This window comes from Candidatus Krumholzibacteriia bacterium (assembly GCA_035649275.1).
Lineage (GTDB): Bacteria > Krumholzibacteriota > Krumholzibacteriia.
Genome location: DASRJW010000054.1, coordinates 14,472 through 39,839 on the forward strand (window position 1 = coordinate 14,472; position 25,368 = coordinate 39,839).

At 65.8% G+C, this 25,368-nt stretch carries 21 protein-coding genes; 16 read left to right on the forward strand and 5 right to left on the reverse strand.

Annotated elements, in window-relative coordinates; translation table 11 throughout:
- Window positions 1-26: 26 nt before the first annotated feature.
- The 5 genes from gyrB to dnaA all read right to left on the reverse strand — a co-directional run bounded on the left by gyrB (window position 27) and on the right by dnaA (window position 6,697).
- Entirely contained in the window at window positions 27-1,931 is a 1,905-nt protein-coding gene (gyrB, locus tag VFE28_05530; GenBank protein HZM15443.1) for a DNA topoisomerase (ATP-hydrolyzing) subunit B, read from the reverse strand.
- A 10-nt stretch (window positions 1,932-1,941) separates the two neighbouring features.
- Window positions 1,942-2,292, reverse strand: a complete 351-nt coding sequence (locus VFE28_05535) for a DUF721 domain-containing protein (protein HZM15444.1) — start codon at window positions 2,290-2,292, stop codon at window positions 1,942-1,944.
- 32 nt (window positions 2,293-2,324) lie between these two features.
- A complete protein-coding gene (gene recF, locus VFE28_05540) occupies window positions 2,325-3,455 on the reverse strand; it encodes a DNA replication and repair protein RecF (GenBank protein HZM15445.1) in 1,131 nt (376 codons plus the stop codon).
- Window positions 3,456-3,471: 16 nt separating this feature from the next.
- A complete protein-coding gene (dnaN, locus tag VFE28_05545; GenBank protein HZM15446.1) occupies window positions 3,472-4,581 on the reverse strand; it encodes a DNA polymerase III subunit beta in 1,110 nt (369 codons plus the stop codon).
- 733 nt (window positions 4,582-5,314) lie between these two features.
- Window positions 5,315-6,697, reverse strand: coding sequence for a chromosomal replication initiator protein DnaA (gene dnaA / locus VFE28_05550; GenBank protein HZM15447.1), 1,383 nt, complete (start codon window positions 6,695-6,697; stop codon window positions 5,315-5,317).
- A 544-nt stretch (window positions 6,698-7,241) separates the two neighbouring features.
- Here dnaA and rpmH point away from each other — a divergent pair.
- From rpmH to VFE28_05630, 16 genes are all read left to right on the forward strand, one after another.
- On the forward strand, window positions 7,242-7,376 hold the full coding sequence (gene rpmH / locus VFE28_05555) for a 50S ribosomal protein L34 (protein ID HZM15448.1): 135 nt from the start codon (window positions 7,242-7,244) through the stop codon (window positions 7,374-7,376).
- 25 nt (window positions 7,377-7,401) lie between these two features.
- On the forward strand, window positions 7,402-7,788 hold the full coding sequence (rnpA, locus tag VFE28_05560; protein HZM15449.1) for a ribonuclease P protein component: 387 nt from the start codon (window positions 7,402-7,404) through the stop codon (window positions 7,786-7,788).
- Window positions 7,785-7,994 carry a membrane protein insertion efficiency factor YidD gene (gene yidD / locus VFE28_05565; protein ID HZM15450.1) on the forward strand — a complete coding sequence of 70 codons (210 nt, stop codon included), beginning with the start codon at window positions 7,785-7,787 and terminating at the stop codon, window positions 7,992-7,994. The genes rnpA and yidD overlap by 4 nt, the downstream gene beginning before the upstream one ends.
- An 85-nt stretch (window positions 7,995-8,079) precedes the next feature.
- Window positions 8,080-9,987, forward strand: a complete 1,908-nt coding sequence (yidC, locus tag VFE28_05570) for a membrane protein insertase YidC (GenBank protein ID HZM15451.1) — start codon at window positions 8,080-8,082, stop codon at window positions 9,985-9,987.
- Entirely contained in the window at window positions 9,902-10,624 is a 723-nt protein-coding gene (jag, locus tag VFE28_05575; GenBank protein ID HZM15452.1) for an RNA-binding cell elongation regulator Jag/EloR, read from the forward strand. Before yidC ends, jag begins: the two co-directional genes overlap by 86 nt.
- 70 nt (window positions 10,625-10,694) lie before the next feature.
- Entirely contained in the window at window positions 10,695-12,122 is a 1,428-nt protein-coding gene (gene mnmE, locus VFE28_05580; protein HZM15453.1) for a tRNA uridine-5-carboxymethylaminomethyl(34) synthesis GTPase MnmE, read from the forward strand.
- 43 nt (window positions 12,123-12,165) lie between these two features.
- Window positions 12,166-14,064 carry a tRNA uridine-5-carboxymethylaminomethyl(34) synthesis enzyme MnmG gene (mnmG, locus tag VFE28_05585; GenBank protein HZM15454.1) on the forward strand — a complete coding sequence of 633 codons (1,899 nt, stop codon included), beginning with the start codon at window positions 12,166-12,168 and terminating at the stop codon, window positions 14,062-14,064.
- The gene (gene rsmG / locus VFE28_05590) at window positions 14,061-14,813 is read left to right on the forward strand and encodes a 16S rRNA (guanine(527)-N(7))-methyltransferase RsmG (protein ID HZM15455.1); all 753 of its coding nucleotides are present in this window, start codon (window positions 14,061-14,063) and stop codon (window positions 14,811-14,813) included. The genes mnmG and rsmG overlap by 4 nt, the downstream gene beginning before the upstream one ends.
- A gap of 1,460 nt (window positions 14,814-16,273) precedes the next feature.
- Window positions 16,274-17,092: an AAA family ATPase gene (locus VFE28_05595; GenBank protein HZM15456.1), complete on the forward strand. Its 819-nt coding sequence runs from the start codon at window positions 16,274-16,276 to the stop codon at window positions 17,090-17,092.
- On the forward strand, window positions 17,089-17,997 hold the full coding sequence (locus VFE28_05600; GenBank protein ID HZM15457.1) for a ParB/RepB/Spo0J family partition protein: 909 nt from the start codon (window positions 17,089-17,091) through the stop codon (window positions 17,995-17,997). The genes VFE28_05595 and VFE28_05600 overlap by 4 nt, the downstream gene beginning before the upstream one ends.
- 33 nt (window positions 17,998-18,030) lie before the next feature.
- The gene (locus tag VFE28_05605; GenBank protein HZM15458.1) at window positions 18,031-18,828 is read left to right on the forward strand and encodes a M23 family metallopeptidase; all 798 of its coding nucleotides are present in this window, start codon (window positions 18,031-18,033) and stop codon (window positions 18,826-18,828) included.
- Window positions 18,829-19,066: 238 nt separating this feature from the next.
- Window positions 19,067-19,519, forward strand: a complete 453-nt coding sequence (locus tag VFE28_05610) for a polymer-forming cytoskeletal protein (protein ID HZM15459.1) — start codon at window positions 19,067-19,069, stop codon at window positions 19,517-19,519.
- A 454-nt stretch (window positions 19,520-19,973) separates the two neighbouring features.
- Entirely contained in the window at window positions 19,974-20,954 is a 981-nt protein-coding gene (locus tag VFE28_05615; protein HZM15460.1) for a MoxR family ATPase, read from the forward strand.
- Between the two features lie 5 nt (window positions 20,955-20,959).
- A complete protein-coding gene (locus VFE28_05620) occupies window positions 20,960-21,886 on the forward strand; it encodes a DUF58 domain-containing protein (GenBank protein HZM15461.1) in 927 nt (308 codons plus the stop codon).
- Between the two features lie 79 nt (window positions 21,887-21,965).
- Window positions 21,966-24,212, forward strand: a complete 2,247-nt coding sequence (locus VFE28_05625) for a VWA domain-containing protein (GenBank protein HZM15462.1) — start codon at window positions 21,966-21,968, stop codon at window positions 24,210-24,212.
- A 400-nt stretch (window positions 24,213-24,612) separates the two neighbouring features.
- On the forward strand, window positions 24,613-25,326 hold the full coding sequence (locus VFE28_05630) for an SDR family NAD(P)-dependent oxidoreductase (GenBank protein ID HZM15463.1): 714 nt from the start codon (window positions 24,613-24,615) through the stop codon (window positions 25,324-25,326).
- Window positions 25,327-25,368 lie beyond the last annotated feature (42 nt).

Here is a 25,368-nt window from a genome sequence, read left to right on the forward strand (position 1 = left end):
GCGGCCGCCGGCCCTGGCCACGGCGGTCACACGTCGAGATTGGCCACTTCGTGGGCGTTGTCCTCGATCCACCGCCGGCGCGGCTCCACCTCTTCGCCCATGAGCACGGTGAAGATCTCGTCGGCCTCCACGGCGTCCTCCAGCGTCACCTGGCGGATGACCCGGACGCCTGGGTCCATCGTCGTCTCCCACAGCTGGTCGGCGTTCATCTCCCCGAGCCCCTTGTAACGCTGGACGTACACGCCCTTCCCGCCTTGGCCGAAGTCCGTCAGATGCCGGTCCCGTTCCTCGTCGCTAAAGGCGTAGTGGATGGTTTTGCCCTTCTTGAGGCGGTACAGCGGCGGCTGGGCGATGTAGAGATGGCCCGTTTCGACGAGGGGTTTCATGTGGCGGAAGAAGAAGGTCAGGATCAGCGTGCGGATGTGCGCGCCGTCCACGTCCGCATCGGCGAGGATGACGATCTTGTCGTAGCGCAGCTTGGCGGCATCGAACTCGTCCTGGCCGATGCCCGTGCCGAGGGCGGTGATGATGTTGCGGATCTCGTCGTTGGACAGCATCCGGTCGAGCCGCGCTTTCTCGACATTGAGGATCTTGCCCTTCAACGGCAGGATGGCCTGGAAGACGCGGTCGCGCCCCATCTTCGCCGTGCCGCCGGCGGAGTCGCCCTCCACCAGGAAGATCTCGCACTCCCCCGGAATACGGCTCTGGCAGTCCGCCAGCTTGCCCGGGAGAGAGTGGCTGTCGAGAGCGGATTTGCGCCGGGCCAGCTCGCGGGCCTTGCGCGCCGCCTCGCGCGAACGCGCCGCCGCCAAGGTCTTCTCCACCACCCGGCGCGCCACCGGAGGGTTCTCCTCCAAGAAATCGTTCAGGCCGGAAGCGAGGATGGATTCCACCAGGCCCTTGAGCTCGCTGTTCCCCAGCTTCGTCTTCGTCTGGCCCTCGAATTGCGGCTCCGGCAGCTTGACGCTGAGCACCGCCGTCAGGCCTTCGCGCACATCCTCGCCGGTGATCTGGGTCTTGTCGCTCTTCAGCAGGCTGTTCTTCTGGGCGTAGCCGTTGATGGCCCGCGTCAGCGCCGCCTTGAAGCCGACCAGGTGCGTGCCGCCTTCGGTGGTGTTGATGTTGTTGGCGAAGGCGAAGATGTTCTCGTTGTAGCCTTCGTTGTACTGCATCGCGATCTCGACTTCCGTGCCGTCCCGTCGCTCCCGCACGTAGATGGGCTCCGGGTGCAACGGTGTCTTGTTCAGGCTCAAGTGCTTGACGAACTCGACGATGCCGCCTTCGTAGCGGAACTCGTGTTTCTTCCGCGTGCGCTTGTCCTCGATGTAAATGCGCACACCGTTGTTGAGGAAGGCGAGCTCACGCAGTCGTTGGGAGAGTGTGTCGAAACTGAACTCGGTGCTCTCGAAGATCTCAGGGTCGGGCATGAACCGCACCGTCGTGCCGGTGCGCTCGGTCTCCCCCCGCCGCTCCACTGCGCTCGTCGCCGTGCCCCGCGCGTAGCGCTGCATCCAGACCGCGCCATCGCGGTGCACCTCGGCTTCGAGCCACTCGGAGAGCGCGTTGACCACGGAGACGCCGACGCCGTGCAGTCCACCGGAGATCTTGTAGCTCTTCTTGTCGAACTTGCCGCCTGCATGCAGCATGGTCATGACGACTTCGAGGGCGGGTTTCTTCTGCTCCTGGTGCATGTCCACCGGGATGCCGCGGCCGTTGTCGGTCACCGTGACGCTGCCGTCTTCCTGCAACGTCACCTCGATGTTGTCGCAGAATCCAGCCAGGGCCTCGTCGACGGCGTTGTCCACCACCTCGTACACGAGGTGGTGCAAGCCGTTCGTTCCCGTCCCGCCGATGTACATGGCCGGGCGCTTGCGGACCGCCTCGAGCCCCTTCAGGACCTGGATGCCTTGCGCTGTGTACTCCGCCGACATGGATCGACTCTCACCCTTCCTCTGGCCCCGGCAGCGCCCGCTCCGATGGCGTGCGCTCCGCGCTCAGCACGATGCGGCGCACCCACACGGCGCCGAGACGCGCGTTGAGGCGCTCCACGATGCTCTCGCGCAGGAGCCCCAGCTCCTGCAACCACACGCTCGAGTCCACCTCGACGAAGAGGACACCCTCCTGGATCGCCGTGGCGCGGGCGTGCGCCGCGACCGCCGCGCCTACCACGTCCTCCCAGACGTGCACGGCCTCGTACTCCTGCAGGCGCTTCTCCAGCCCGAGCCCCTGCAAGAGCGCGCCCACCACCGGTCCCACCGGTTCGAGCTTGCCCGGCTGGCGCCGTCTGCCCACGGGTCCTCCCGCCGCCTGCAGCGGCCGGCGACTCACTTCTCCCGCAAAAGGCGCCCGGCCTCAACCCGAAACACCGCGTCCCCATCGCCGAAGCGCAGGTCGCTCCGCCGCGGCACCGCCAGGAAGGTCTGGTGTTCGCGGCACACCACCTCCCAGAGACAGCCGGCGCGCTCCTCGTCGAGCTCGGCGAAGACATCGTCCAGGAGCACCACCGGCCGGTCCCGGCGCTGCGCGCGGATGAAGTCCGCCTGCGCCATCTTCATCGCCACCGCCGCGGTCCGGCATTGGCCCTGAGAGCCGAAGCGCCGCAGATCCCGCGCCCCGACCTCGATCTCCACATCGTCGCGGTGCGGCCCCACCAGGTTGACGCGCTGAGCGAGCTCGGCGGCCCGCCGCTCGCGCAAGCGCGCTGCGAACGCCGCCTCCAAGCCGCCTGCCGCCAGGAACTCCAGCAGCTCCTCCCCCACCTGGAAGCGCCGCCCGGTGGCATGCACCGCGTAGCGCAAACACAGCGCCTCGCCGCCGCCGAGACGGCGGTGGCATTCCTCCACTCGGGGCGCGAGATCCACCAGCGCCTCGGCGCGCCGGCGCACCACCTCCGCGCCCGTCCGTACCAGCTCCTCGTCCCAGACGCGCAAGTCCGGTTCCCCCGCCAGGGGAGGACGCCGCCGCGCGGCGCGGAGCCACGCACCACGCTGCTGCAGCACCCGCCGGTACTCGGCGAGTGCGTTCAGGCTGGTGCGGCTGGTCTCCGCCAGCGCGTAATCGACGTAGCGCCGCCGCTGCTGCGGCGCGCCCCGGGCCAGCTCCGCGTCCTCGGGACCGAAGGAGACGCAGGCCAGGACACCGGCGAGATCGGTGAGCCGTGTCACCGCTTGCCCGGCAACCTTGAGCCGCTTGGCTCTGGGCGGTGTGAAGCCGGCCTCGATGCTGAAGACGTCCCCGGCGTCCCCTTCCCCATCCCCGCGCACGAAAAAATGCTCGCCGCCAAAGCGAAGGATCTCATCGTCTCTCGCCCCTCGGTGCGAGCGTCCGAGGGCGAGGTAGTGCACGGCCTCGATGACGTTCGTCTTCCCCTGACCGTTACCCCCGACGAGGACGTTCACACCCTCGGAAAACTGGTGCTCCCTGTCCTCGAGGTTCCGCCACTGGACTGTGCGCAAGCTGCCGAGTCTCACGTCAGTCTGCGAGGCGGAGCGGCATCAGCAGGCAGAAGAACTCCTCGCCGTCCTTCCCCGCCGCCGGCAGAACCATCGCCGCCGTATCGGCCCGATCGAGGGCGAACTCCACGTCGGCTGAATCGACGCACTTGAGGATGTCCAGGAGGAAGTTGGCGTTGAAGCCGATGTCCATCTCCGGGCCTTTGTAGGCAGCGACCACGTCTTCCTGGGCTTCCCCGAGATCCGGGGTGGAAACACTGAGGGCGATCGCGTCGCTGCGGAGCGCCATCTTGATCTGGTGCGTTAGCGTGTTGGACAGGATCGCCACGCGGCGCGTGGCCTGGGTCAAGCCCTCCCGTTCCACCGTGAGCTTGTGCTTGTTGTTGGTCGGGATCACCGGCCGGTAGTTCGGGAAGGGCCCCTCGAGCAGCCGCGAGTGCAGGAAGGTATCACCCAGGTCGAAGCCAATGTAGTTCTCGCTCACGCTCACCTTCACTTCGCCGTCGTCCGGCATCAGGCGCTGCAGCTGCTGCAGGGCCTTGCCGGGTACGATGACCTCGCGCACCGTGCCCGCGCTGAGCTTCTCCGGCACCGTGGCTTTCGAGAGCCGGCTGCCGTCGGTGGCCACCATGGAGAACGTGGTCTTGTCGAACTCCCAGAGCACCCCGGTGAGGGCGACACGGCTGAGATCCTGGGACACCGCGTGGATCACCCGGTCGATCATCCGGCTGAGCATCTTGCCGGGCATGGAGAATCCTTTCTCCTTCATGCGATCCACCACTTTCGGATACTCGTCCGGGTCGGCGCCGTGGATCTTGAAATCGCTCTTACCGCACTGGATGCGCACCGCATCCGGCCTGCCACCGATCTTCACTTCTCCCGGGGGCAGGGCCCGGACGATCTCGCCCGCCCGACGGGCTTGGATGCAAAGCGCTCCGGGCTGCTCCACCTTGGCGGGCATGCTGGTCGTCAAGGACAGATCGAGGTCGGTGGCAGTGAGCCGCAACTGCTCGCCCTCGGCTTGCAAGAGGACATTGGAAAGGGCAGTCAACGTGGTCTTGGCCGGGACCACGGCGCCCACCGCTTGCATCTTCTGACTCAGCTTCGCCTGGTCCGCCACGATCTTCACGGATCACTACCTCCTCGCTGCGATCTCGCGCCTGGCGCTGGGACGGACCCAGGCTGGAGGGACAGCAGAGCAAAAAAACCGCGGCGCACCGCGCTTCGGGGCACGCTCGTGCGGCGGACGTGCCACCGCGCCAACCTCGTACCGCCACACCCAGCGCGGGCCCGAGGGGCGGGACACGGGAAGGGAAACCGAGTGGAACCAGTGCAGGTTCGATCCATGGGGTTCCCGACGTCCCGGATGGTACGCGGCTCGAGCGTTGTCCTGCAAGCAAAAACGACACCCCACTGAACATCTAAACAGTTGATTACAAATGCGTTGTATCGCTCGTCCGAGGCTCCAACATGTCTTCGAGACACTCCCCAATGAGTGTCGTTCGGAGAGCTCTTCTTCGCTTTCGAAAGCAAAGTAGCGGCAGTAGAAAGGGTGTGGATTGTCGACTCTTTCAGACGTTCCGGCCACCCGGGTGGACGCAGTACGAGGGGGTTGCAGCGCTGGCTTGAGTGTCGATCGAATGTGAATGGTGTCTGCATGAAACGTCACTTTTGTCCACAGTGGTGCGATTCGGTGGAAGACTCTCGGCGTTCGATCAGGCTCATGCACAATGGTTTTCCACTTTCTCCTCGATGGGCGCCAGGAGCGAGGGCAGCAGCGGGACAAGGCCGGGCGCTCCCCAAACGAAGGGGCCGGTCCGAAGACCGGCCCCCGACTGGAAGTTGCTGTCAAGGTGGTAAGGTCACGAAAACAGCAACAGTCGCCTCATCTTCTCCAAGCGTTCTTGGAGAGATGAGTCCTGACGGGCGAGCCGCGCGATCTTCCCATAGGCGTGGAGAATCGTCGTATGGTCTCGTCCGCCAAACCTCTTGCCGATTTCGACAAGAGGAATCCCGGTGAGTTCACGGGTCAAATAGACCGCGGTCTGCCGCGGGAAGGCCACGCGTTGCGCCCGGCTTTTCGATTTGAGCGCCTCCACGGTGACGCCGAACTCGTTGGCGACGACCTTCTGGATCGTCGCGATCCGTACCTCGCGCCGCTGCGGGCGCAAGAAGCCCCGCAAAGCCTCCTCGGCCATGTGCACGGTCATGGGCTGCCCGGTCAGGCTGGCGAAGGCGAGCAAGCGCACCAGCGAACCTTCGAGCTCGCGGATGTTGCTCGTCACCCCGCGAGCGATGTGGTGCAGGACGTCGTCGGCCACCTCGGCGCCCTGGGCCTCCACCTTCTTGCGCAGGATCGCCACGCGGGTCTCGAAGTCCGGCGGCGCCAGGTCGGTGATCAGCCCGCACTCGAAGCGTGACTGCAGGCGTTCCTCGAGAGAGTCGATCTCCTTCGGTGGCCGGTCGCTGGCGATGACGATCTGCTTCTTCGCCGAGAACAGGTGGTTGAAGGTATGGAAGAACTCCTCCTGCGTCCCAGCCTTGCCCGAGAGGAACTGGATGTCGTCGATGAGCAGGACATCCACCGAGCGATAACGGTTCTTGAACTCCAGCGTCCGGCCTTGCCGGATGGCCAGGATGAGCTCGTTCATGAAGGTCTCGGAGGAGGTGTAGTGGACGCGCAGGCCGTGTTCCTCCACCACGAAGTTGCCGATGGCCTGCAGGAGATGCGTCTTGCCGAGGCCGACACCGCCATAGATGAAGAGCGGGTTGTAGGTGCGCCCAGGTTTCTCGGCCACCGCCAGGCAGGCAGCACAGCTGAGCTGGCAGTTGGCCCCGATGACGAAGTCGGCGAAGGCGTAGCGGGTGTCGAGGCCATGGGCCAGGGCCTGCTTCTCCGGGGTCCTGGCCGGCTTCGTTTCCGCCCGTTCGGGTGCGCGGGCGATGCGCTGGGGTCCATGGGGACCCGAGGCGATCCGGAGGGTCACCCGAGGGCGCTTCCCGAGAATCTGCAGGGCCGCTTCCTCGATCCTCTCCAGGTGATGTTCCGCTAGCCAATCGACGAAGAACTGGTTCGGGCCCTCGACGACGAGTTCACCCTCGTGGACCTCCACGAGGCGCGTGGGCTCGAACCAGGTGGAGAAGCTCTGCGGATTCACCTTCGCACGCACCCGATCGAGGATCCGCCCCCACAGGGTCGAATTCGGTCGTCCCTGCAGAGAGGGATCATCCTCTGTCCTGGGCACGGAGTCAGTCTCCTCATGGCTTAGAAGGGATGATGGTGGGTCGTGGAGCAGACCGGCGTCAGCGCCAGCGTAAAATTCCTTTACGCTACCGGGCTGTGGCACCAAAGCTTTGTCGGAGAAGGGGCTGTCGAGCCCTTCCGGGAGGGCAATTCCGTGCGCGTCCACAGGTTGACCTCGGGTTGCCCGAGCGGGCCGCCAACTGTCTGCTTACTATAAATTTTGCAACTGCTTACACCATCGAAGCGGGGGCCGTTTCGGTGGCGCGAGGCAGTCTAGCAAATGACCCTGACAGCCGCAAGCGCATTTCCGGCTCCTTTTTCGCGCGATAATTCACAATTCAACACGACTTTAGATAGAAGAACCGATGGCGTAAAAAGTTTTTACGGTTCTGGGTGTGGAAGACCTGGGCGTGTGTGGAAAAAGGGCGCCGGGCGATGGTATCGTGGCGCAAGACGGACACTTGACACCCCCTGGAGCCGGACATAGCCTAGGGAGCTTTCCAAATCGAACGGACGAACCGTTCTCGTTCCCAGAATGGGGTTTCATGAAGCGGACTTACCAGCCGCACAACACGCGGCGGAAGCGTCGGCATGGATTCAGGAGCCGGATGGCCACCAAAGGCGGGCGCTTGGTCCTGAAACGGCGCCGAGCACATGGGCGTAGCAAGCTCACGGTCTGACGCCGGGCAGCCCGCCGAAACGGCGATGGCGTGGCCGACACTGAAGAATCGCAAACAGTTCGACCTCGTCTACTCGCAGGGTCGCAAGCGAGCAAGCAAGACGCTCGTGGTTTTCCACCTGGACAGCGCTCTCGATCGGCGGGTCGCCTACGTCGCGAGCCGCATCGTCGGGGGAGCAGTGCAGCGGAACCGGGCCAAGCGTCTGCTGCGCGAAGCCTTCCGGCAAGTCCAGGAAGCCCGTCCTCTGCCTTTGGGCTGGTTCGTTCTGGTGGCACGCGCGCACATTCTCCAGGAGAAGAGCGCTACGGTGGCGCGGGATTTGGCTGCGGTGCTCGAAGGGCTGGCGGCCGCGAGGTCCGACGCGGTGCAGCGGCCTGCGCCAGGGATGTCGGGGAAAGAGGCGCCGTCGTGAGCCAGGTCGCGCTGTTCCTGCTCCGCGTCTACAAGCTGGTTTTGTCACCGTGTCTTCCCACGGTGTGCATGTACTCGCCGAGCTGCGCCGATTTCGCCGCGGAAGCCTACAGGCGTCACGGCTTCGGGCGCGGGACCCGGTTGACGGCGGCACGTTTGTGCCGCTGCTGGCCTTGGGCTCACGGTGGGTACGATCCCGTTCCATGAAATCCGCGGCCGCGCCGCAGCTCTTTGAGCCGTCGCGTTCGGGACTCGAGGCGAGGCGCCCAGTGTGGCGCCGGGAGTGAGCAGAATGGATCGACGAACGAAGCTGGCCTTTCTCCTCATCGCCCTCGTCCTGGGAACGAACCTCGTTTTCATGGAGCGCATGGGACCGAAGCGCCGGCCCGTCCCCACCGAAGCCTCCGGCGGCGGTGACGCAGGCTCTGCCGCCCCTCCGGTGGCGCCACCCACGAGCGTCGTGGGGTCCGAGCCGTCGGCGGGTTCCGTCGCCCAAGGCACCGTCGCTCCGGGCACCGGTACCGCCCTCTCGGCCGCGGCGATCTTCACCCCGGCCGCGGCGACGGATCCGGAGATCCTGGTGCGGACGCCTGTCTACGAGGTGCGCCTCGCCACCGCCGGCGGCGTGATCACCGGCTTGCGCCTCCAGCAGTTCGACCTGGCCAACGATGGGAAGGTGGATCTCATTCCCGCCGCCCTCGCCGGCCCGGGTCGCAGCGCCCTCGGCCTCCGCCTCGACACGCCCAGCGGGCCGATCGATCTCACCCGGTCACGCTTCGAAGTCACGACCCCGCTCCCAACGACCGGGGTGTTCGAAGTGGCGGCAGGGGGCGCGCCGCTCCGGCTCACCTTGCGCTGCGCCGCCCTCGATGGCGGCGCCATTCTCGAGCACTGGAGCTTCGATCCGGCGAAATACGACATCGGCTTCGAGCTGGAGCTCGAGCGCGGCCCCGGCATCCCCGAGGTGAGCAGCTACACGCTGCAATGGACGAGCGGTCTCGCCAGCACCGAGGTGAACCACAAGGACGACTGGGCCTCCTTCAAGGTGACCGCGCGCGTCGACGACCAGGTGCACAAGCATGGCTTAGCGGGGATGTTCGGCGGTGGCGGGGGCGAGAAGGTGACGAGCTATACCGGGCGGGTCGACTGGGTCGGCGCGCAGACGAAATACTTCACCGTGGCCTTGCTGCCGCAGACCCAGGAAGGCGGCACGCTCACGCTGCGCACCGATGCCCGCGCCCACTGGCACGGGTTCGAGCTGACGAATCCGGTGGCGTGGAAGAAAGGGCCGCGGGAGATCTACACCCTGTATGCCGGGCCGATCGACGTGGATTTGCTCTCGGACCACGGGCGCAGTCTCGAGTCGATCGTCGACCTGGGCTGGACCTGGGTGCGCCCGATCTCGAAGCTCATCCTCGGGGGGATGAACTTCGTCCACAAGTTCGTCCCGAACTACGGCGTGGTCATCCTCATGCTCTCCACCTTGACCCAGCTGCTCTTCTGGCCCCTGACGGAGAAATCCTTCAAGTCCATGCGCAAGATGCAGAACCTGCAGCCCGTGGTGCAGGAGATGAAACGGCGCTACAAGGACGATCCGCAGGAGATGAACCGCCAGATGATGGCGCTCTGGCGCCAGGAAGGTGTGAACCCCATGGGCGGGTGCATGCCCATGCTGGTGCAGATGCCGGTGCTCTTCGCTCTCTACAGCGCGCTGCGCAGCGCCGTCGACCTGCGCGGGGCGCCGTTCCTGCTGTGGATCGACAACCTGGCGGCGCCGGACGTCCTCTTCCACCTCCCCTTCCCGATTCCCGGGCTGGGGCGCGAGGTGTGTCTCCTGCCGTTGCTCATGGGCGCAGCCATGGTGTGGCGCTCCGCCATCAGCCCCACCATGCCCGGCGCCACGGGGGCGGCGGCGCAGCAGCAGGTGATCATGAAGTGGGCCATGCCGGTGGTCATGATCTTCATCTTCTACAAGATGCCTTCCGGCCTGGTTCTCTACTGGCTGGTGAACTCCCTACTGGGTGTGTGGCAACAAACGTCCATCAATCGCAAGTTCGCGCCGGCCGTGACGGCCGTCGCTCCGGCGGCTTCCGCGACGCAAGGGGGCAAGGAGCATGCAGCAACGAGTCGAGGTGACGGGGGCCAGCGTGGACGAGGCGCTGGAGAAAGCTCTGGCCGCGTTGGGGGCAAGGCGCGCTGAGGTCAGCTGCGAAATCCTCGACCGCGGCAGCAAGAGCTTCCTCGGTCTCTTCAAGGGGCGTCCGGCGCGACTGCAGGTCGAGCGCCTGGTGCACCGGCACGTCGATCTCCGCGAGATCGTCGTGGACCTGCTGCAGTCCATGGACTTCGATGTCAGCGTGGAAAGCCGGGTCGTGGAAGGGGTGACGGAGATCACCATCCGTACCCAGGGCCAGGACGGTCTGCTCATCGGTCGGCGCGGTCAGACCCTGGTGGCGCTGCAGCATCTGCTCGGGAGGCTGGCGTCCCGCGAGTTCGGCCAGGACGTGCAGTTCGTCGTCGACGTGGGCGACTACCGCAAGCGCCGCGAGGCACAACTCGTCGAGAAAGCGCAGGTCCTGGCGGAGAAGGTGCGGGTCACGGGCCGGGAGATCAACCTCGAGCCGTTGCATGCGCCGGACCGACGCCTGGTGCACATGGCGGTGGCGAAAGTTTCGGGCGTGCGCACCTACACGGTGGGGCACGGCTTGCACCGCAATGTCGTCATCGCCCCGGCGGGCCGCGGCGTTCCGGCGCTGGGCGAGGCGGAGGCGGACAGCCCCTCTTCCAGGAGCGGCGACACGGAAGAGCGCAGTGCCGCAGGCGGCTGCGCCGCTTGAGCCAACGCGCGCGGATGTTCTCACCGCGAGACGCCAGGAAGACCCCTCGATTCCTCGAAGAAGGTTCGCCGTGCGCGGGAGCCTGGATGACACCATCGTCGCTCCAGCGACGGCCGCGGGAGCCGCAGGTCTGGCGGTGGTCCGGCTCTCGGGTGCCGATGCCATCGGCATCGGTGCGCGCCTCTTCCGCGGTGCAGCGCTCACCAGCTCTCCGAGCCACCACGCCCATCACGGCTTCGTCGTCGATGCCGAGGGCGAGCGGGTGGACGAGGTCCTCGCCTTGGTGCTGCGCGGGCCGCGCAGCTACACCGGTGAGGACACCGTGGAGTTCTCCTGTCATGGCAGCCCCCAGGTCGTGGACGAAGTGGTGGATGCGGCGTTGCGCGCCGGTGCGCGCTTGGCGGAGCCGGGGGAGTTCACGCGCCGTGCCTTCCTGAATGGCAAGCTGGACCTCTCGCAAGCGGAAGCCGTTGCCGATCTGGTCGAAGCGCAAACGCGCGCCGCGCGTCGAGCGGCGCTGGAGCAGCTGCGCGGCCAGCTCTCGTCGCGTCTGCACCCCACCCGCGAGCTGCTGCTCGGCATGTTGGCCGAGATCGAGGCCAGCCTCGATTTCGTGGAAGAAGGCATCGAGTTCATCGGCGCCGCCGAGGCGCAGCGGCGCGGCGACACGGCGCGCGCTGCCGTCGCGGCACTGCTCGCCACCGCCGATGAGGGCGTGCTGCTGCGTTCCGGCATCCGCATCAGCCTGGCGGGAGCGCCGAACGTGGGCAAGAGCAGCCTGTTCAACTGCATCGTCCGCAATCCGCGCTCGATCGTGACCGAACACGCCGGTACCACCCGCGACGTGGTGCGGGAAACGTTGCGTCTCGGCGGCCTGCTCATGGAGCTCGAGGACACCGCGGGTCTGCGGGCCACGACCAACGATCCGGTGGAGGCGATCGGGATCGAGCGCAGCCGGCAGAGTCACCGCGAAGCCGATCTGCTCCTGCTCGTGCTGGATGCCGGCCGCATGCCGCAAGCGGAGGAGACGGCAGCGGTGCAGGGCGCCGGGACCGCGGTGATCGTGGCGCTCAACAAGGTGGACTTGCTGCGGCCCGACGAGCGGCGGGACCTGCTGGCGGAGACCGGGGCGACACGGCGCTTCCTGGCGGCGCGGGGCTGCGCCATTCCCGAGACCATCGCGGTGCAGGCGGTGTCGGCGGAGACGCGAGAAGGCGTGGACCCATTGCTCGACACCTTGCTGCAGCACGCATCGCGGCGGCGCCTGGCGCTGCAGAATGATGCGCTCGTGGCCATCAACCAGCGGCACCGCGAGGTCTTGCTGCGCGCGCAGGCGGCTCTCGCCGACTTCGACCGGGCGCTCGCGGGCGGCGAACCGCCGGAAATCCTCGCCGCGGATCTGCGGCGTGCCGTGGCGGCGCTCGGCGAGATCTCGGGTGAACAGGTGAGCGAGGAGATCCTGGATCGCATTTTCTCTCGCTTCTGTATCGGCAAGTAGGAGCGCAGCGGCTGACGCAGTCCCCCAAGGAAAGGTCGGATCGGTGAAGCGCGACTACGACGTCATCGTGGTGGGTGCGGGACACGCGGGCTGCGAAGCGGCGCTCGCCCCGGCCCGCATGGGGCTGCGCACGGCAGCGCTCACCCTGCGACGCGAACGCATCGCGTTCATGCCCTGCAACCCCGCCATCGGCGGACTGGGCAAGGGGCACTTGGTGGTCGAGGTCGACGCCTTGGGCGGCGAGATGGGCCGCGCCATCGACGCCACGGGGATCCAATTTCGTCTGCTCAATCGCAGCAAGGGACCGGCGGTATGGTCGCCACGGGCGCAAGCGGACAAGCATGAGTACAGTCGCACCATGCGCGGCGTGCTCGAAGCACAGGCGAACCTGGACATCCTGGAGACCAGTGTCGAGAGCCTCGTGGTGGAGCGCACGCCGTCAGGGCGGCAGCGTCTGTGCGCCATCCGCACCGCCGGGGGCGAGGAGATCGGAACGCGCGCGCTGATTCTGACCACCGGAACTTTCCTGTGCGGTCTCATGCACATGGGTGACGATCGCCTGCAAGGCGGGCGCAGCGGCGAGCCCGCCGCTCTCGGCTTGTCCACGGCGTTGCGCGTTCTCGGTTTCGAGCTCGGGCGCTTGAAGACGGGCACGCCACCCCGTCTGCTGCGCGACAGTGTCGATGTCACGCGCTTCCCGGAGCAGCCCGGCGACGAGCCGCCGCGCCCCTTCTCGCACACCACGGGCAAGCTCACTCTCGAGCAAGTGCCGTGCTGGATCGCGGCGACGAACGAAGAGGTGCACGCTCTCATCCGCGCCAATCTGCATCGGGCGCCGATGTACAACGGGCAGATCCAGTCGACGGGACCGCGCTACTGCCCGTCCATCGAAGACAAGGTCGTCCGCTTCGCCGAGCGCGAGCAACATCATCTCTTCCTCGAGCCCGAGGGACGCACCTCGCCGGAGATCTACGTCAACGGGTTGTCCACGAGTCTGCCGCGGGAAGTGCAACACGAGGTCGTGCGCCGCATCCGCGGGCTCGAGGACGCCGTCATCGCGCGTTACGGATACGCGGTGGAGTACGATTACGTCCCTTCGGGACAGGTGCGCGACACGCTCGAAACACGCCTGGTCGAAGGCCTCTACTTGGCGGGACAGATCAACGGTACCTCGGGCTACGAGGAAGCTGCAGCGCAAGGTCTGATGGCGGGGATCAACGCGGCGGCGCGGCTGCTGGACCTGCCGCCTCTTGTCCTGCAGCGGTCCGAGGCCTACGTCGGCGTGCTCATCGACGATCTGGTGCGGCTGTCGCTGGTGGAGCCGTACCGCATGTTCACGTCGCGGGCGGAGTTTCGTCTGGGGCTGCGCATCGACAACGCCGACGAGCGCCTCATGCCGTACGCCGAGCGCTATGGGCTCTTGGATCCGCCGTTGCGACGTCACCGCGAGCGGATGGAGGCGGATCGAGCTCTTCTCGATGCGCTGCTCTCCCGCCGTCTCGATCCAGTGGCGGTGCGTTCTCTGGCGCAGCAGGCCGGTGTCGCGCCGGGACTAGGACCGTACACCGTGGAGAAGCTGGTGAAGCTCGGCATCCGAGCCGATGCGATCGCGACCTTGGTTCCGGAGATGCGGAGCGCGGACACCGAGTCCCTGGAGAAGCTGGAAGTGCGGGTGCGGTACGCCGGCTACGTGGCGCGGCAAGAACGAGAGGTGGCTGCGGCGCGCAAGCTCGAGGAGCGCGTGATCCCCGAGGAGCTGAGTTTTACCGCGATCTCGGGCTTGAGCACCGAATCGGTACAGAAGCTGGAGACGCTGCGACCGCGGACGATCGGGCAAGCGAGCCGCATCGACGGTGTCCGCGCCGCCGACGTCGCCCTCCTGCACGTGCATCTGGAGCGCTTCCGCCGCCAGCAATCGAGCCTGGGTGATGCGCCGTCATGAGCACTCCACCCGCGAGCAGCGGTGACGACCCAGGTGCCGCGATCGCCGCCATCGTTCGTGAGTCGGTCTCCGTTCTTCCCGCGCCGAACCCAGCTCTCGAACCACAGCTGCGGCAGTACTTGGAAGCACTCCTCGTCGCCAACCGCGGAATCAATCTCGTCTCGCGCAAGGACACGCTCGTGCACCTGGCCCGCTTCACAAGAGAGTGCCTGTTCCTCGCCAGCCTCCTGGAGCGAGACGCCTCGGCCCACCGGGATGCGATCGGGCTCTTGGATATCGGCTCTGGTGGTGGTTTCCCCGGCATCGTCCTCAAACTGGCCCTGCCTCAGGTGGAGACGGTCCTCGTGGAGGGAACGCAGAAGAAAGCCCGCTTCCTCGCCGATGTCTGCGGCAGCCTCGACCTCCGCGGCATCAAGGTGATCTGGGCTCGCGCCGAAGCTCTCGTGGATCGCGCTTCGCAGTACCATCGCCCAGACATGCGCCACGACTTCGACTGGGTGACGGCGAAGGGTCTCGGCCTGCTCCGCGATACCCTGGATCTCGCCGCACCGTTTCTGCGCGACGGGGGAGAACTCTGGACCTTCAAGGGCGCGGGCTATGAATCGGAAGTCGATGCCAGCCGCCGGCGCCTGACGCAGCTCGGCTGTCGACTGCAGCGAGTGGAGCGCATCCCAGTGGAGCAGGAATCCTATGTTCTCGCTGTGCGGCGCCTCCCGGGAAGCAAGCGTCCGTCTCAAAGTTGCGATTGAGACCCAGCTCCGGTAGGTCTTAGCGCCACCGCGCCGCAAATTTTGCGCTATCAACGCTAGCACCCACGCGCTGTTTCACGTGAAACATCCAACGGTGCAAAGAGCCAGGGAGATTCCAGACAGAGCCGTGCTGTCATGCCTTCATCTTGATTGATGGGGATCGTAGGAGTGTTTCACGTGAAACAATGGGGCTCGTCCCCCATCGTAGGAGGCCAGGAGCCGACAAGTGTTTCACGTGAAACAATTGGGTTCGCCACACCAAGCCCCCACGGCGAGTGTTTCACGTGAAACACTTCCTCGGTCCTCCCCTGGGCCCCTTGGAGCCTTGCTCGAGTCGAGAGGCCACCCCAGCTCTACCCTTCCAGCCCAGCGGGTGTTTCACGTGAAACAATTGCGTTCGCCACACCAGGCCCCCACGGAGTGTTTCACGTGAAACACTTCCTCGGTCCTCCCTCGGCCCCTTGGAGCCTTGCTCGAGTCGAGAGGCCACCCCACCTCTACCCTTCCAGCCAAGCGGGTGTTTCACGTGAAACAATGGGGAACGCCTGACCACCACCGCGAACGCTCCTGGAGAAGTTGGCTCACTTACTCATGTCCTTCCAGCAGGCTTGAGAATGTTTCACGTGAAACACTTGGGTCGGGACCACGTTGGCCACGCTTCACCCCAGAGGGCCAGTCTCGGTCGCGGGGCTGGTCATCCGAAGTAGGAGGATGCGCCCTTGGCTGGTGGCTGCGAAACCCAGCTGTCATTCTGCCTGTTTCACGTGAAACAACTGGGCTCCTGAGCCCAGAGCCGCCGAAGCCCTGTCCGCTGAGCAATAGCGCGCAAGTCCATGGTGCAGCGCATAGAGCGCGCCTAATCCAAACCCGCTCTGGCGCTAGCGCAGATAACGAGTCATGCCATTTTGGCAGTTGACGACAGGGTGGTCTTTGCCCATATATCAAAACGTCTCCAGTTGTTTCACGTGAAACTTTCCGCGTCCCAGCGGGCTAGTTCCCAGCCTCCCCACGGATCCCACACCCATCCTCCGAGTGTTTCACGTGAAACACCGCGACGTCCTCAGCTGGCGGCCCCGTAGCCTCAATTGGGGTGGTGGAGGCACCTCCACTTCCGAATGTCGGAGCTGGGCCACGTTCCCATGGAGAGCCTTGGGTGGAAATTGGGCTCCTTCCAGCGAGGAATGTTTCACGTGAAACACTCTCTCCCAACCGAGAGCTCTGGCGGCCTCTCCCCAAGGTCTGAGGCACGTGGGGAAGCCGCAGTTCGACAACTGTATATATGTCAATTTGTTACTTGCATATTGAGAGCTGCCGCAGGCGAAACTTTGAAGCCAAGCCGTTGCCGTCAGGGCGGCGAAGGGCTATAAAGGCGACGCGAGGCCGGCCGAGATCCAGTCCACCCAAGGCGAGGAGCAGCCTCGCTGGAGGGCACTGGGATGGGGCGCTCGGGAGGAGGACGCATGGGCCGCGCCCGTGTCATCGCGGTGGCGAATCAGAAGGGCGGGGTGGGCAAAACCACCACCGCGATCAACCTGTCGGCGAGCTTGGCGGCGGCAGAGCGGCGCGTCCTCCTCGTCGACATCGATCCGCAGGCGAACGCCTCCAGCGGACTCGGCGTCCACGCCCACGACGAGCCCATCACCATCTACGAGGTCCTGCTTGGCGAGGCCGAGTTGGCGGGCGCAGTCCATCGCGACATCCTGCCTTTCCTCGATCTCGTGCCAGCGGCGGATCGACTGCACGGCGCCGAGATCGAACTCGTACCGATGCTGTCGCGAGAGACGCGACTCCAACGCGCCCTCGAACCGCTCCGCGACACTTACGATTTCATTCTCATCGATTGTCCACCCAGTCTCGGCCTTCTCACCATCAACACACTCACTGCGGCCGACTCCATTCTCATTCCGATCCAGTGCGAGTACTACGCACTCGAAGGACTCACACAGCTGGTGCGCACGGTCGAGCTCGTGCAAGAGAATTTGAATCCTCAGCTCGTGATCGAAGGTGTGTTGCTCACAATGTTCGATCGCCGGCTCAATCTTGCCAATCAAGTCGCCGAAGAAGCGCGTCGTTACTTCGGGAACAAGGTATACAACAGTGTGATTCCGCGAAACGTGAAGCTGAGCGAGTCTCCGAGCTTCGGCAAACCGATTCTTTACTACGATGCACAATCCAGCGGAGCCGAGAGCTATATGAGTCTGGCGCGCGAGATCATCGCACACCGAGCATGGAGTGAAAGCCCCGCGCGCGGTGATGCAGCAGCCGTGGAGGGGGCATGACGACGAGGAAAGCTCTGGGTCGAGGTCTCGAGGCGCTGATCCCGCGCCGCACGGAGAGCACCGTGGCAGGTCCGAGCGTGGCTGCTGCTGCCGCCATCCCGATGGCAGAGCCAACGCAGCGAGAGGTGGCGATCGAACGCATTCGCAAGAATCGCATGCAACCACGCCGGCACTTTGACGAAGAGAAACTGCAGGAGCTGGCGGAATCGATTCGTGAGAACGGCATGCTGCAGCCCGTGCTGGTGCGGGTGGTGGACGGTGGCTACGAACTCGTCGCCGGCGAGCGCCGGCTGCGCGCGGCGAAGCTCGCGGGCCGCGACTCCGTTCCAGTCGTTGTGCGTGAATCCGTCGACGAACGCGAAGCGCTGAAGTTGGCACTACTCGAGAACGTGCAGCGCGAGGATCTGAATCCCATCGACGAAGCGCTGGGGTACCAGCGCTTGCTCGAAGAGTTCGGCATGTCCCAGCAGGCGCTGGCGGAGCGCCTGGGCAAGAGTCGCAGCGCCATCGCCAACGCCGTGCGGCTGCTGAGCTTACCGCCGGAGCTCCAGACGAAGATCGAAGCCGGCGAGCTCAGCGCCGGACATGCACGGGCCTTGCTTGCCGCCGGAAGCCTCGAGGAGCAGATCGAAGTGGCGCAATTGGTGCGGGACCGAGGTCTGAACGTACGGGAAGCGGAGCACCTGGCGCAGTCGCGTCGACCGGTGGGAACACGGCCCGTGCCGCGACCCGCGAACCCGGCGCTCGAGCAACTGCAGAAGCGCATGGAAGCCCGCTTCGGCACCCGCGTGCGGATCCGGGCACGGAAAGTGGATGGCTCCGCGGGCCGGATCGAGATCGACTACTTCACCCTCGCCGAGCTGGAGAGGATCTTCGAGATCGCAGGTGTGGACTATCTGTTGTAGCGCCGCGAACGCCGGCGCGGGCAAGGGGCGGCGATGAACTCAGGCTTGCTGCGACGGAGCTGGGCCAAGCGCATCTCCGTGATCCTGGTGCCCGAGGGTGGCGCGCGCACTTTCACTCTCCATTTCCGCACCATGCTCCTTGCCGTGGGGGCGGGGCTCACCCTGCTCCTCTTCGCGGGCACCGTGACGCTTTTCTTTTCGCAAGGACGCCTGCTCGGGGCGCTGCAAGAGAACACGCAGCTGCAGCGGAAGATCCGCTCACTCGAAACGGAGCTGGAGAAAGTGCGCGCTCTCGAACAACAATTGACCGAGAGCGAGCGCACCCGCACGGAAGTCCTGACGATCATGGGAGCTCGCGGCGTGCACCTGGACTCGTTGCAAGCCGACGAGGCGCTGACGCTGGCCGGCGCTGGGGGTGACGAGCTGGGGATGGCGCAGGAGGATTTCCTGCGCTCGGTGCCCACAGCCTGGCCGGTGCGGGGACCAGTCACCCGCGGCTTCTCGAGCCCCGGGACCGTCGCTACTCCCTATCACCCGGGGCTCGACATCGCTGCCTCCACGGGATCTCCCGTGCTCGCCGCCGGCAACGGCACCGTGACCTTCGCCGGTACCGATCCCGAGTATGGGAACCTCCTCATCATCGATCACGGCTTGGGTCTCGAGTCTCGTTACGGACACAACAGCCGTCTCAGCGTGCGCATAGGGGATCGGGTGACCCGGGGCCAGCCCATCGCGACGGTGGGGAGCACGGGGAACAGCACCGCCCCACACCTGCATCTGGAGATCCACAAGGACGGCGTCCCCGTGGATCCACGCAAGTACCTGAACTGATCCCAGCCATTCGTGGCCCAGAATCGTCCAGGCGCGGCCCCAGGACTGGCGTGGTCCCCGGGGCCATGACTCTCCCCTGGACGAGCCTGGGCGTGCTACCCTGGCTTCCGGATGCAGCCATGACCTACCGCGGACGGGCTGGAAGGGCTCTTGCATAGCTGCCCTGACAGGAAGTTCAGGAGAGGTCGGATGCTGCCGTCCGGCCGGCGCTAAGGAACCCCTCGAAGGAGGCCGTTCAATGTTCGGGAAAGAGGTGGACGCCAACGTCCAGGAGGGCCGGATCAACTCCATCCTGGGCAAGGGGTGCAAGTTCAAGGGGACCATCGAAGTCGAGGGGACCCTGCGCATCGATTCCGAGTTCGAGGGTGTCGTCAATTGCCCTGAGACTTTGGTCGTAGGGAAGACCGGCATCGTGCGCGCCGAGATCCACGTGAAAAACGCAACCATCGGTGGCAAAGTGATCGGCAATATCACCGCCACGAACAAGATCGAGCTGCAAAGCGGCTCGCACATCGAAGGCGACATCACGACGCACCGTCTCGTCATCGACGAGGGGGTCTTCTTCGAAGGCAGCTGCAAGATGGGAGAACTGCGGCCAGGGAGCGGCAGCTTGGCTGAGGCGACTACCGTCAAGCCGTCGGGCAGCACCATCCAGCAGCCCATGCGGGAGAAGGTCGGCGCAGGCCGCTGACCCGAGGGCTCTAGAGGGCCCGTTCGGACTTCCTGGGCCCGTAGCGATGGCGGGGGCGCCTCACCCTGGGGCGCCCCCACTTTTTTGGTTCCCCCACTTTTGTTCCCTGTTGATATCCGCAGAAAAGTTGTGGAAAACGATGGAATCGGCGTCTTTTCAAGGTCTTGAGACAGAGTTCTCGCTTTTCTTCTCATGGGTTATCCACAAACAGAGGGAATCCACGATGGGGATTCCGGCGTCTGGAGTCTCTGAGGCGGTGCCCGCAAAGGTTGCGGCGGAGGGCCGGAGGGAGCGCGCTCAGCCGTCGAGGCGGCGAGGCCTGAAAAAGATCGGGAGGAAGAACCGCTGGCGGAACTAGGCTTGCCCAGCCTGGTTTGCTGACAGGAGGGCGGCTTGGGAGCACCCGCCCGCTCCACGCACCTGGGAAGGAGTCGACTTGAGCGACACGAGGGAAATATCAGATCAGGAGCTGGTCGGGGAGCTGGCGCAGGCACATCGCGCCCTGCAGGCCGAGATCGCCAAGGTCATCATCGGGCAAAAGGCGGTCATCGAGGAGCTGCTCATCGCCCTGTTCTCCGGCGGCAACTGCCTGCTGGTGGGCGTGCCGGGCCTGGCGAAGACGCTGCTCATCTCGACGCTCTCCAGGACGCTGTCGCTGCAGTTCTCGCGCATCCAGTTCACCCCGGATCTCATGCCGAGCGATATCACCGGGACGGAGATCCTCGAGGAAGACGTGGGCACCGGGCGCCGGGTGTTCAAGTTCATGCGAGGACCCGTTTTCGCCAACGTCATCCTGGCCGACGAGATCAACCGCACCCCGCCCAAGACGCAGGCAGCCCTGCTGCAGGCCATGCAAGAGCACGAGGTCACCACGGGCGGCGAGACGTTCAAGCTCGATCTGCCGTTCTTCGTGCTTGCCACTCAGAACCCCATCGAGCAAGAAGGGACGTACCCCCTTCCCGAAGCGCAGCTCGACCGCTTCATGTTCAACATCAAGGTGGGTTATCCGAACTTCGAGGAAGAGATGGAGATCGTCGACAAGACCACCAAGCCGTTGGTCGCGGATCCACGGCCGGTGATCGACGCTGCCAGCATCCTGCGCTATCAGCAGCTGGTACGGCGGGTACCGGCGGCGAGTCACGTCATTCAGTACGCTGTGCGGCTCGCCCGGGCGACCCGTCCCGGAGGCGACGACGGCAAGGGCATTCACGACTTCGTGGGCTGGGGCGCTGGGCCTCGGGCCGGGCAGCATCTCGTCCTCGGCGCCAAGGCACGCGCGGTGTTGCACGGCCGGCCGACGCCGGGTGTGGAGGACATCAAGGCCATCGCGCCGGCGGTGCTGCGGCATCGCATCGTCACCAACTTCAGTGCCGAGGCCGAGGGTGTGTCCACGGATCAGCTGGTGGAACGCCTCCTCACCGAGATCAAGGAATAGCGCCCATGGCGCCGAAGGCGCACAAGATCGGGGTACAGGACGACCGCGTCCAGCGTCTCCTGGACCCCGAGGTGGTCTCGAAGCTGCGCAACATGGAGCTGCGGGCGCGCCTCGTGGTGGAAGGCTTCATCCAGGGCCTGCACCGCAGCCCGTATCACGGCTTCAGCGTCGAGTTCGCCGAGTACCGCCAGTACATGCCGGGCGATTCACCGCGCTTCGTGGATTGGAAAGTCTACGCGAAGACCGATCGTTACTACATGAAGGTGTTCGAGGAGGAGACCAATCTCAAGTGCGTCCTCCTCCTGGACAAGAGCGCTTCCATGGGCTTCGCCGGCAAAGGCCTGAGCAAGCTGCGCTGGGCGAGCCTCCTGGCTGCGGCCATGGGGTTCCTCATGTTGAAGCAGCAGGATGCCACCGGGCTGGTTCTCTTCGACGACGAGATCCGCGACTATGTGCCGGCGCGCTCGGTACGCGCGCAGCTCCACGAGATCCTGGGCCGACTGGAACGAGTGCAGCCCTCGGAGCGCACCAATATCAGCGTGGCGCTGCACACCATGGCGGAACGGCTCAAGCGTCGCGGCCTGGTGGTGCTCATTTCCGATCTTTTCGACGAACCGGAGAAGATCCTCAAAGGCTTGCAGCACTTCCGGCATCGGCAGCACGAGGTGCTGGTGTTCCATGTCCTGGACGATCTGGAGCGGACCTTCGACTACTCCCAGGAGGCGCGTTTCGTCGATCTCGAGACGCATCGGGAGATCCGCACCCAACCCTGGTTCATCAAGTCCGAGTATCGCCGGAAAGTGGAAGAGTGGATGCACCGGCTCGCCAAGGAATGCCGAGACCACTTCATCGACTACGTGCCGATGACGACATCGACACCGTTCGATCTGGCGCTGCTGGCGTATCTGAACAAGCGCAGCCACCTGGGCTGAGACGGATGCGAGGGGGGCGGCGCGCCCGAGCGCGCCCCCGGCAAGCAGGGCCCGGCCCGCGGGGCGGCGAGGAGAGGGCGTGAATTTCACCTTCCTGAACGGGATTTTCCTGGCGGGACTCGCCGCGGCCGCCATCCCCATCATCATCCATTTGCTACAGCGCCGCCGCTTGCAGCGCCTCGAGTTCAGCGACTTGCGTTTCCTGGCGCCTCTCAACCAGCAGCGCATGCGCAGCCTCAATCTGCGCCGGCTCTGGCTCCTGGTGCTGCGCGTCCTCATCGTGGCGCTCACCGCGCTGGCCATGGCGCGCCCCTCCATCCGGGGCGGTCTGACGCGGCTGGTGCCGACGCAGGCGCACACCAGCGTGATGCTGCTCCTCGATACCAGCTACAGCATGCGCAGCGAAGGACCGGAGGGCATGACCTTCGCCGCCGCACGCGAGGCGGCGTTGCAGATCCTGGGACAGCTGCAGCCCGGCGACGAGGTGAGCCTGATGACCTTCGACGAGACGGCGCACCGCTGGTTCCAAACTCCGGTGCGCGACCTGGAGGCGGTGCGCAGTCGATTGGCCGAGCTGCAGCCGAGCTACCGCCGCACCCATTGGCGGCCGGCGCTGGAGGAAGCGCTGGCGGAACTCGAGGACTCGATCAATCCGAACCGGGAACTCTATGTCCTTTCCGATTTCGTCGGCACCCCCGAGGAGACCCTGCGGGCCGATCTGCGCCAGGCGCAGGGCGACGTGCGGGTGACGCTGGTGCCCATCCGCGTCGAGTCGTTCGTGAACGTGAGCATCGACAAGGTGCAGGTGCCGCCGGGCGCGGTGCTGCGCGAGGATCCGGTGCAGATCTCGGTGTCGGTGCACAACCATGCCTCCGACGTGCCGGCGGATTGCGTGCTGCGGCTCGAGCTGGACGGCTTGCCGAAGGGCGAGGCGAGCTTGCGCCTCGGTCGCGGCGCGGTACAGACCCACGACTTCACCCTCGTGGCCAACACGGCGGCGGAGCTGGCGGGCAGTGTGAGCAAGCAAGCGGACCGGCTCCCCACGGATGACGTACGGCACTTCGTGCTTCCAGTGCTGGCGCAGCTGCACGTGCTCCTGCTCACCGGTCCGGAGCACGGTGGCGGCGCCTTCTTCCTCTCCCGGGCGCTCGCCCCCTCGCGGCAGGGGAGGTCACCCATTGCCCTCGCCGAAGTCGAGGCGCCGCGTTTCTCCAGCCAAGACCTCGACGGCGTGCAAGTGGTCGTCCTCTCCTCGGAGGCGCAGCTCTCCGAGAGCCAGACCCAGGTGCTGACCGGCTTCGTCGCCGAAGGCGGCGGGCTCTGTCTCCTGAGCGGGCAGCGCGGTGCCGCGGAGGCGACGAACCAGATGTTGCGGCGCTTGGGTGCCGCCCAGGTGCGCGGCATCGTGACCCGCAGCGAAGGGTTCCAGAGCCTGGTGGACCTGCGCCCCACCGGGATCCTGGCGGGTTTCGAGACCGAGGCGCTTCGTGCGCTGGAGAACGTGCGCTTCACCCGCTACGCCGAGATCGTGCCCGGGCCCGAGGCGCGGACCCTGCTTCGCTTCGCCGGGGGCGAGCCAGCCGCCATCGAAGCCGTGCACGGCTCGGGCAAGTACATGCTCTACGCCTTCGATGCGGGGACGGACGGCAGCGAGCTGGCGCTCTCTCCCATGTTTCTGCCCTTGCTCCATCGCACGATGATCTACCTCGCCGGCGAGACCGGCCGGCAGCAGCTCGACTACGAAGTAGGGGAGCGCATCGAGCTGCTGGTACCGCTCGACCGCGGCGATGGGCGAGTCAGCCTGGAGACGGAGACCCGGTTGGCGCAAGCCGGCACCAGCGCTACCAGCCAACATGACGCCACGGCTCCCCGACCGGGGAGCGAGGCGGCGAACCCGGGTAGCAGCAGCGGCACGGAAGCGGAGGGCCCGGCCGGAGCGAGCACCTTCACGGTGATCACACCGTCGGGGCAGCACGAAGTGGTGGAAGCGCGCTTCATGGGGAAGATGGCTCTCGTCGCTTACGAGAACACCCAAGAGCCGGGGCACTACAGGTTCCAGGGCGCGGGCGGCGAGTTCGTCCGCGCCGTGAACGTTTCCACCAGCGAGTCGGACCGCACCGAGCTCGAACCCGGGGATCTGGCGAAACAGCTGGGTCTCGAGGCCAGTTTGCTCCGTGATCCGCTGCATCTGGAGCAGCACATCCGCGAAGCCCGTCACGGCAAGGAGCTCTACAAGCTGATCGCCGGCCTCGTGCTGGTGCTCCTCGTCTTCGAGCTCTTCCTTTCCCGCGCCGGCGGCACGACGACGACTTCCAGCGAAGCGTGAGACGGTGGTCTCGCCATTCCCCCGGTGTGGTGGACCGACCACGGTCGGTGTCGGGCCGACCTGACCGCGACTCCCCTGGCCTGCCGATCGGGCGCCCTGGACGGGACGAGAAGCTTCCCCACGCCGGATCGATTCTGCGCCGGCTGGGTACGCAAGAATGGCGTACCGCGACCAGGTTGAGCCTCGAGCGGCCGTTCCCTAGACTGCCTTCGCAGGGAAGTTCGAACCGTCGCCGGGCCTCGCTGGCGGATGGAAGCGGTGCAGCGTGAAGCCGGTGAGCGAGAGCGCGGCTGCCAAAACGACAGGGTACGGCAGGGCGCGCGCGGTCACCCACACGAGAAGGACTGGCCGCTGAGCAAGGCAGACCTGGGAGTAGGAACGCGTTGAAGGAAGCTCGAGTATGAACAAGCCGCTGCAGGGAAAGACGGCGCTGGTGACCGGAGGTGGCACCGGGATCGGCCGTGAGATTGCCCTCGCGTTGGGGAGAGCCGGTGCCGCGGTCGCGGTGAGCGGGCGCCGGTTGGAGTTGCTCGAGAGCGTGGCGGCGGAGCTGGAGCGTTCCGGAGCGAGAGGCCGCGCCCTCCGCGCCGACGTGCGGGAGGCGGCTTCGGTGCAGGCCATGGTGGAAGCAGCGGAGCGCGATTGGGCACCCATCGACATCTTGATCAACAACGCCGCCGCCTTCGGACGCGGCGAAGTCGCCCAGCTCGAGCCCGGGAGGTGGAGCAACGTCATCGCCACGAACCTGACCGGCTCCTTCCTCGTCACGCGGGCGGTCCTTCCCGGGATGATCGAGCGCCAGAGCGGCAGCATCGTCTTCGTCTCCTCCACTTCGGGAAAACGCGGCGACGCCGGCATGGCCGCCTACAGCGCCTCCAAGTTCGGGATCATGGGCCTGGCACACAGCCTGCTGTACGAGGTGCGGCGGCACAACATCCGGGTCATCGTGGTATCGCCGAGCGCCATCGACACGGGCCCCGAGCGTCCGTCCCCCGAGCCCGTGGCCGGCGTGAAACCGCACGCTGCCGATGTCGCTGACGGCGTGCTCGCCTGCCTGACGCTTCCCGGCCGCGCCCTCGTCCGGGAGCTCGAGATCTGGGGCACCAATCCATGAGAACGTCGCCCACCCACACCACAGGAATGACGGCGAGTGAAA

Coding starts and splice junctions, on each gene's coding strand:
- VFE28_05600 (HZM15457.1), top strand. CDS start 17,089: ATGACGACGAGGAAAGCTCTGGGTCGAGGTCTCGAGGCGCTGATCCCG.
- VFE28_05620 (HZM15461.1), top strand. CDS start 20,960: ATGGCGCCGAAGGCGCACAAGATCGGGGTACAGGACGACCGCGTCCAG.
- rsmG (HZM15455.1), top strand. CDS start 14,061: ATGAGCACTCCACCCGCGAGCAGCGGTGACGACCCAGGTGCCGCGATC.
- rpmH (HZM15448.1), top strand. CDS start 7,242: ATGAAGCGGACTTACCAGCCGCACAACACGCGGCGGAAGCGTCGGCAT.
- VFE28_05610 (HZM15459.1), top strand. CDS start 19,067: ATGTTCGGGAAAGAGGTGGACGCCAACGTCCAGGAGGGCCGGATCAAC.
- yidC (HZM15451.1), top strand. CDS start 8,080: ATGGATCGACGAACGAAGCTGGCCTTTCTCCTCATCGCCCTCGTCCTG.
- VFE28_05605 (HZM15458.1), top strand. CDS start 18,031: ATGAACTCAGGCTTGCTGCGACGGAGCTGGGCCAAGCGCATCTCCGTG.
- rnpA (HZM15449.1), top strand. CDS start 7,402: ATGGCGTGGCCGACACTGAAGAATCGCAAACAGTTCGACCTCGTCTAC.
- VFE28_05630 (HZM15463.1), top strand. CDS start 24,613: ATGAACAAGCCGCTGCAGGGAAAGACGGCGCTGGTGACCGGAGGTGGC.
- gyrB (HZM15443.1), bottom strand. CDS start 1,931: ATGTCGGCGGAGTACACAGCGCAAGGCATCCAGGTCCTGAAGGGGCTC.
- VFE28_05595 (HZM15456.1), top strand. CDS start 16,274: ATGGGCCGCGCCCGTGTCATCGCGGTGGCGAATCAGAAGGGCGGGGTG.
- jag (HZM15452.1), top strand. CDS start 9,902: ATGCAGCAACGAGTCGAGGTGACGGGGGCCAGCGTGGACGAGGCGCTG.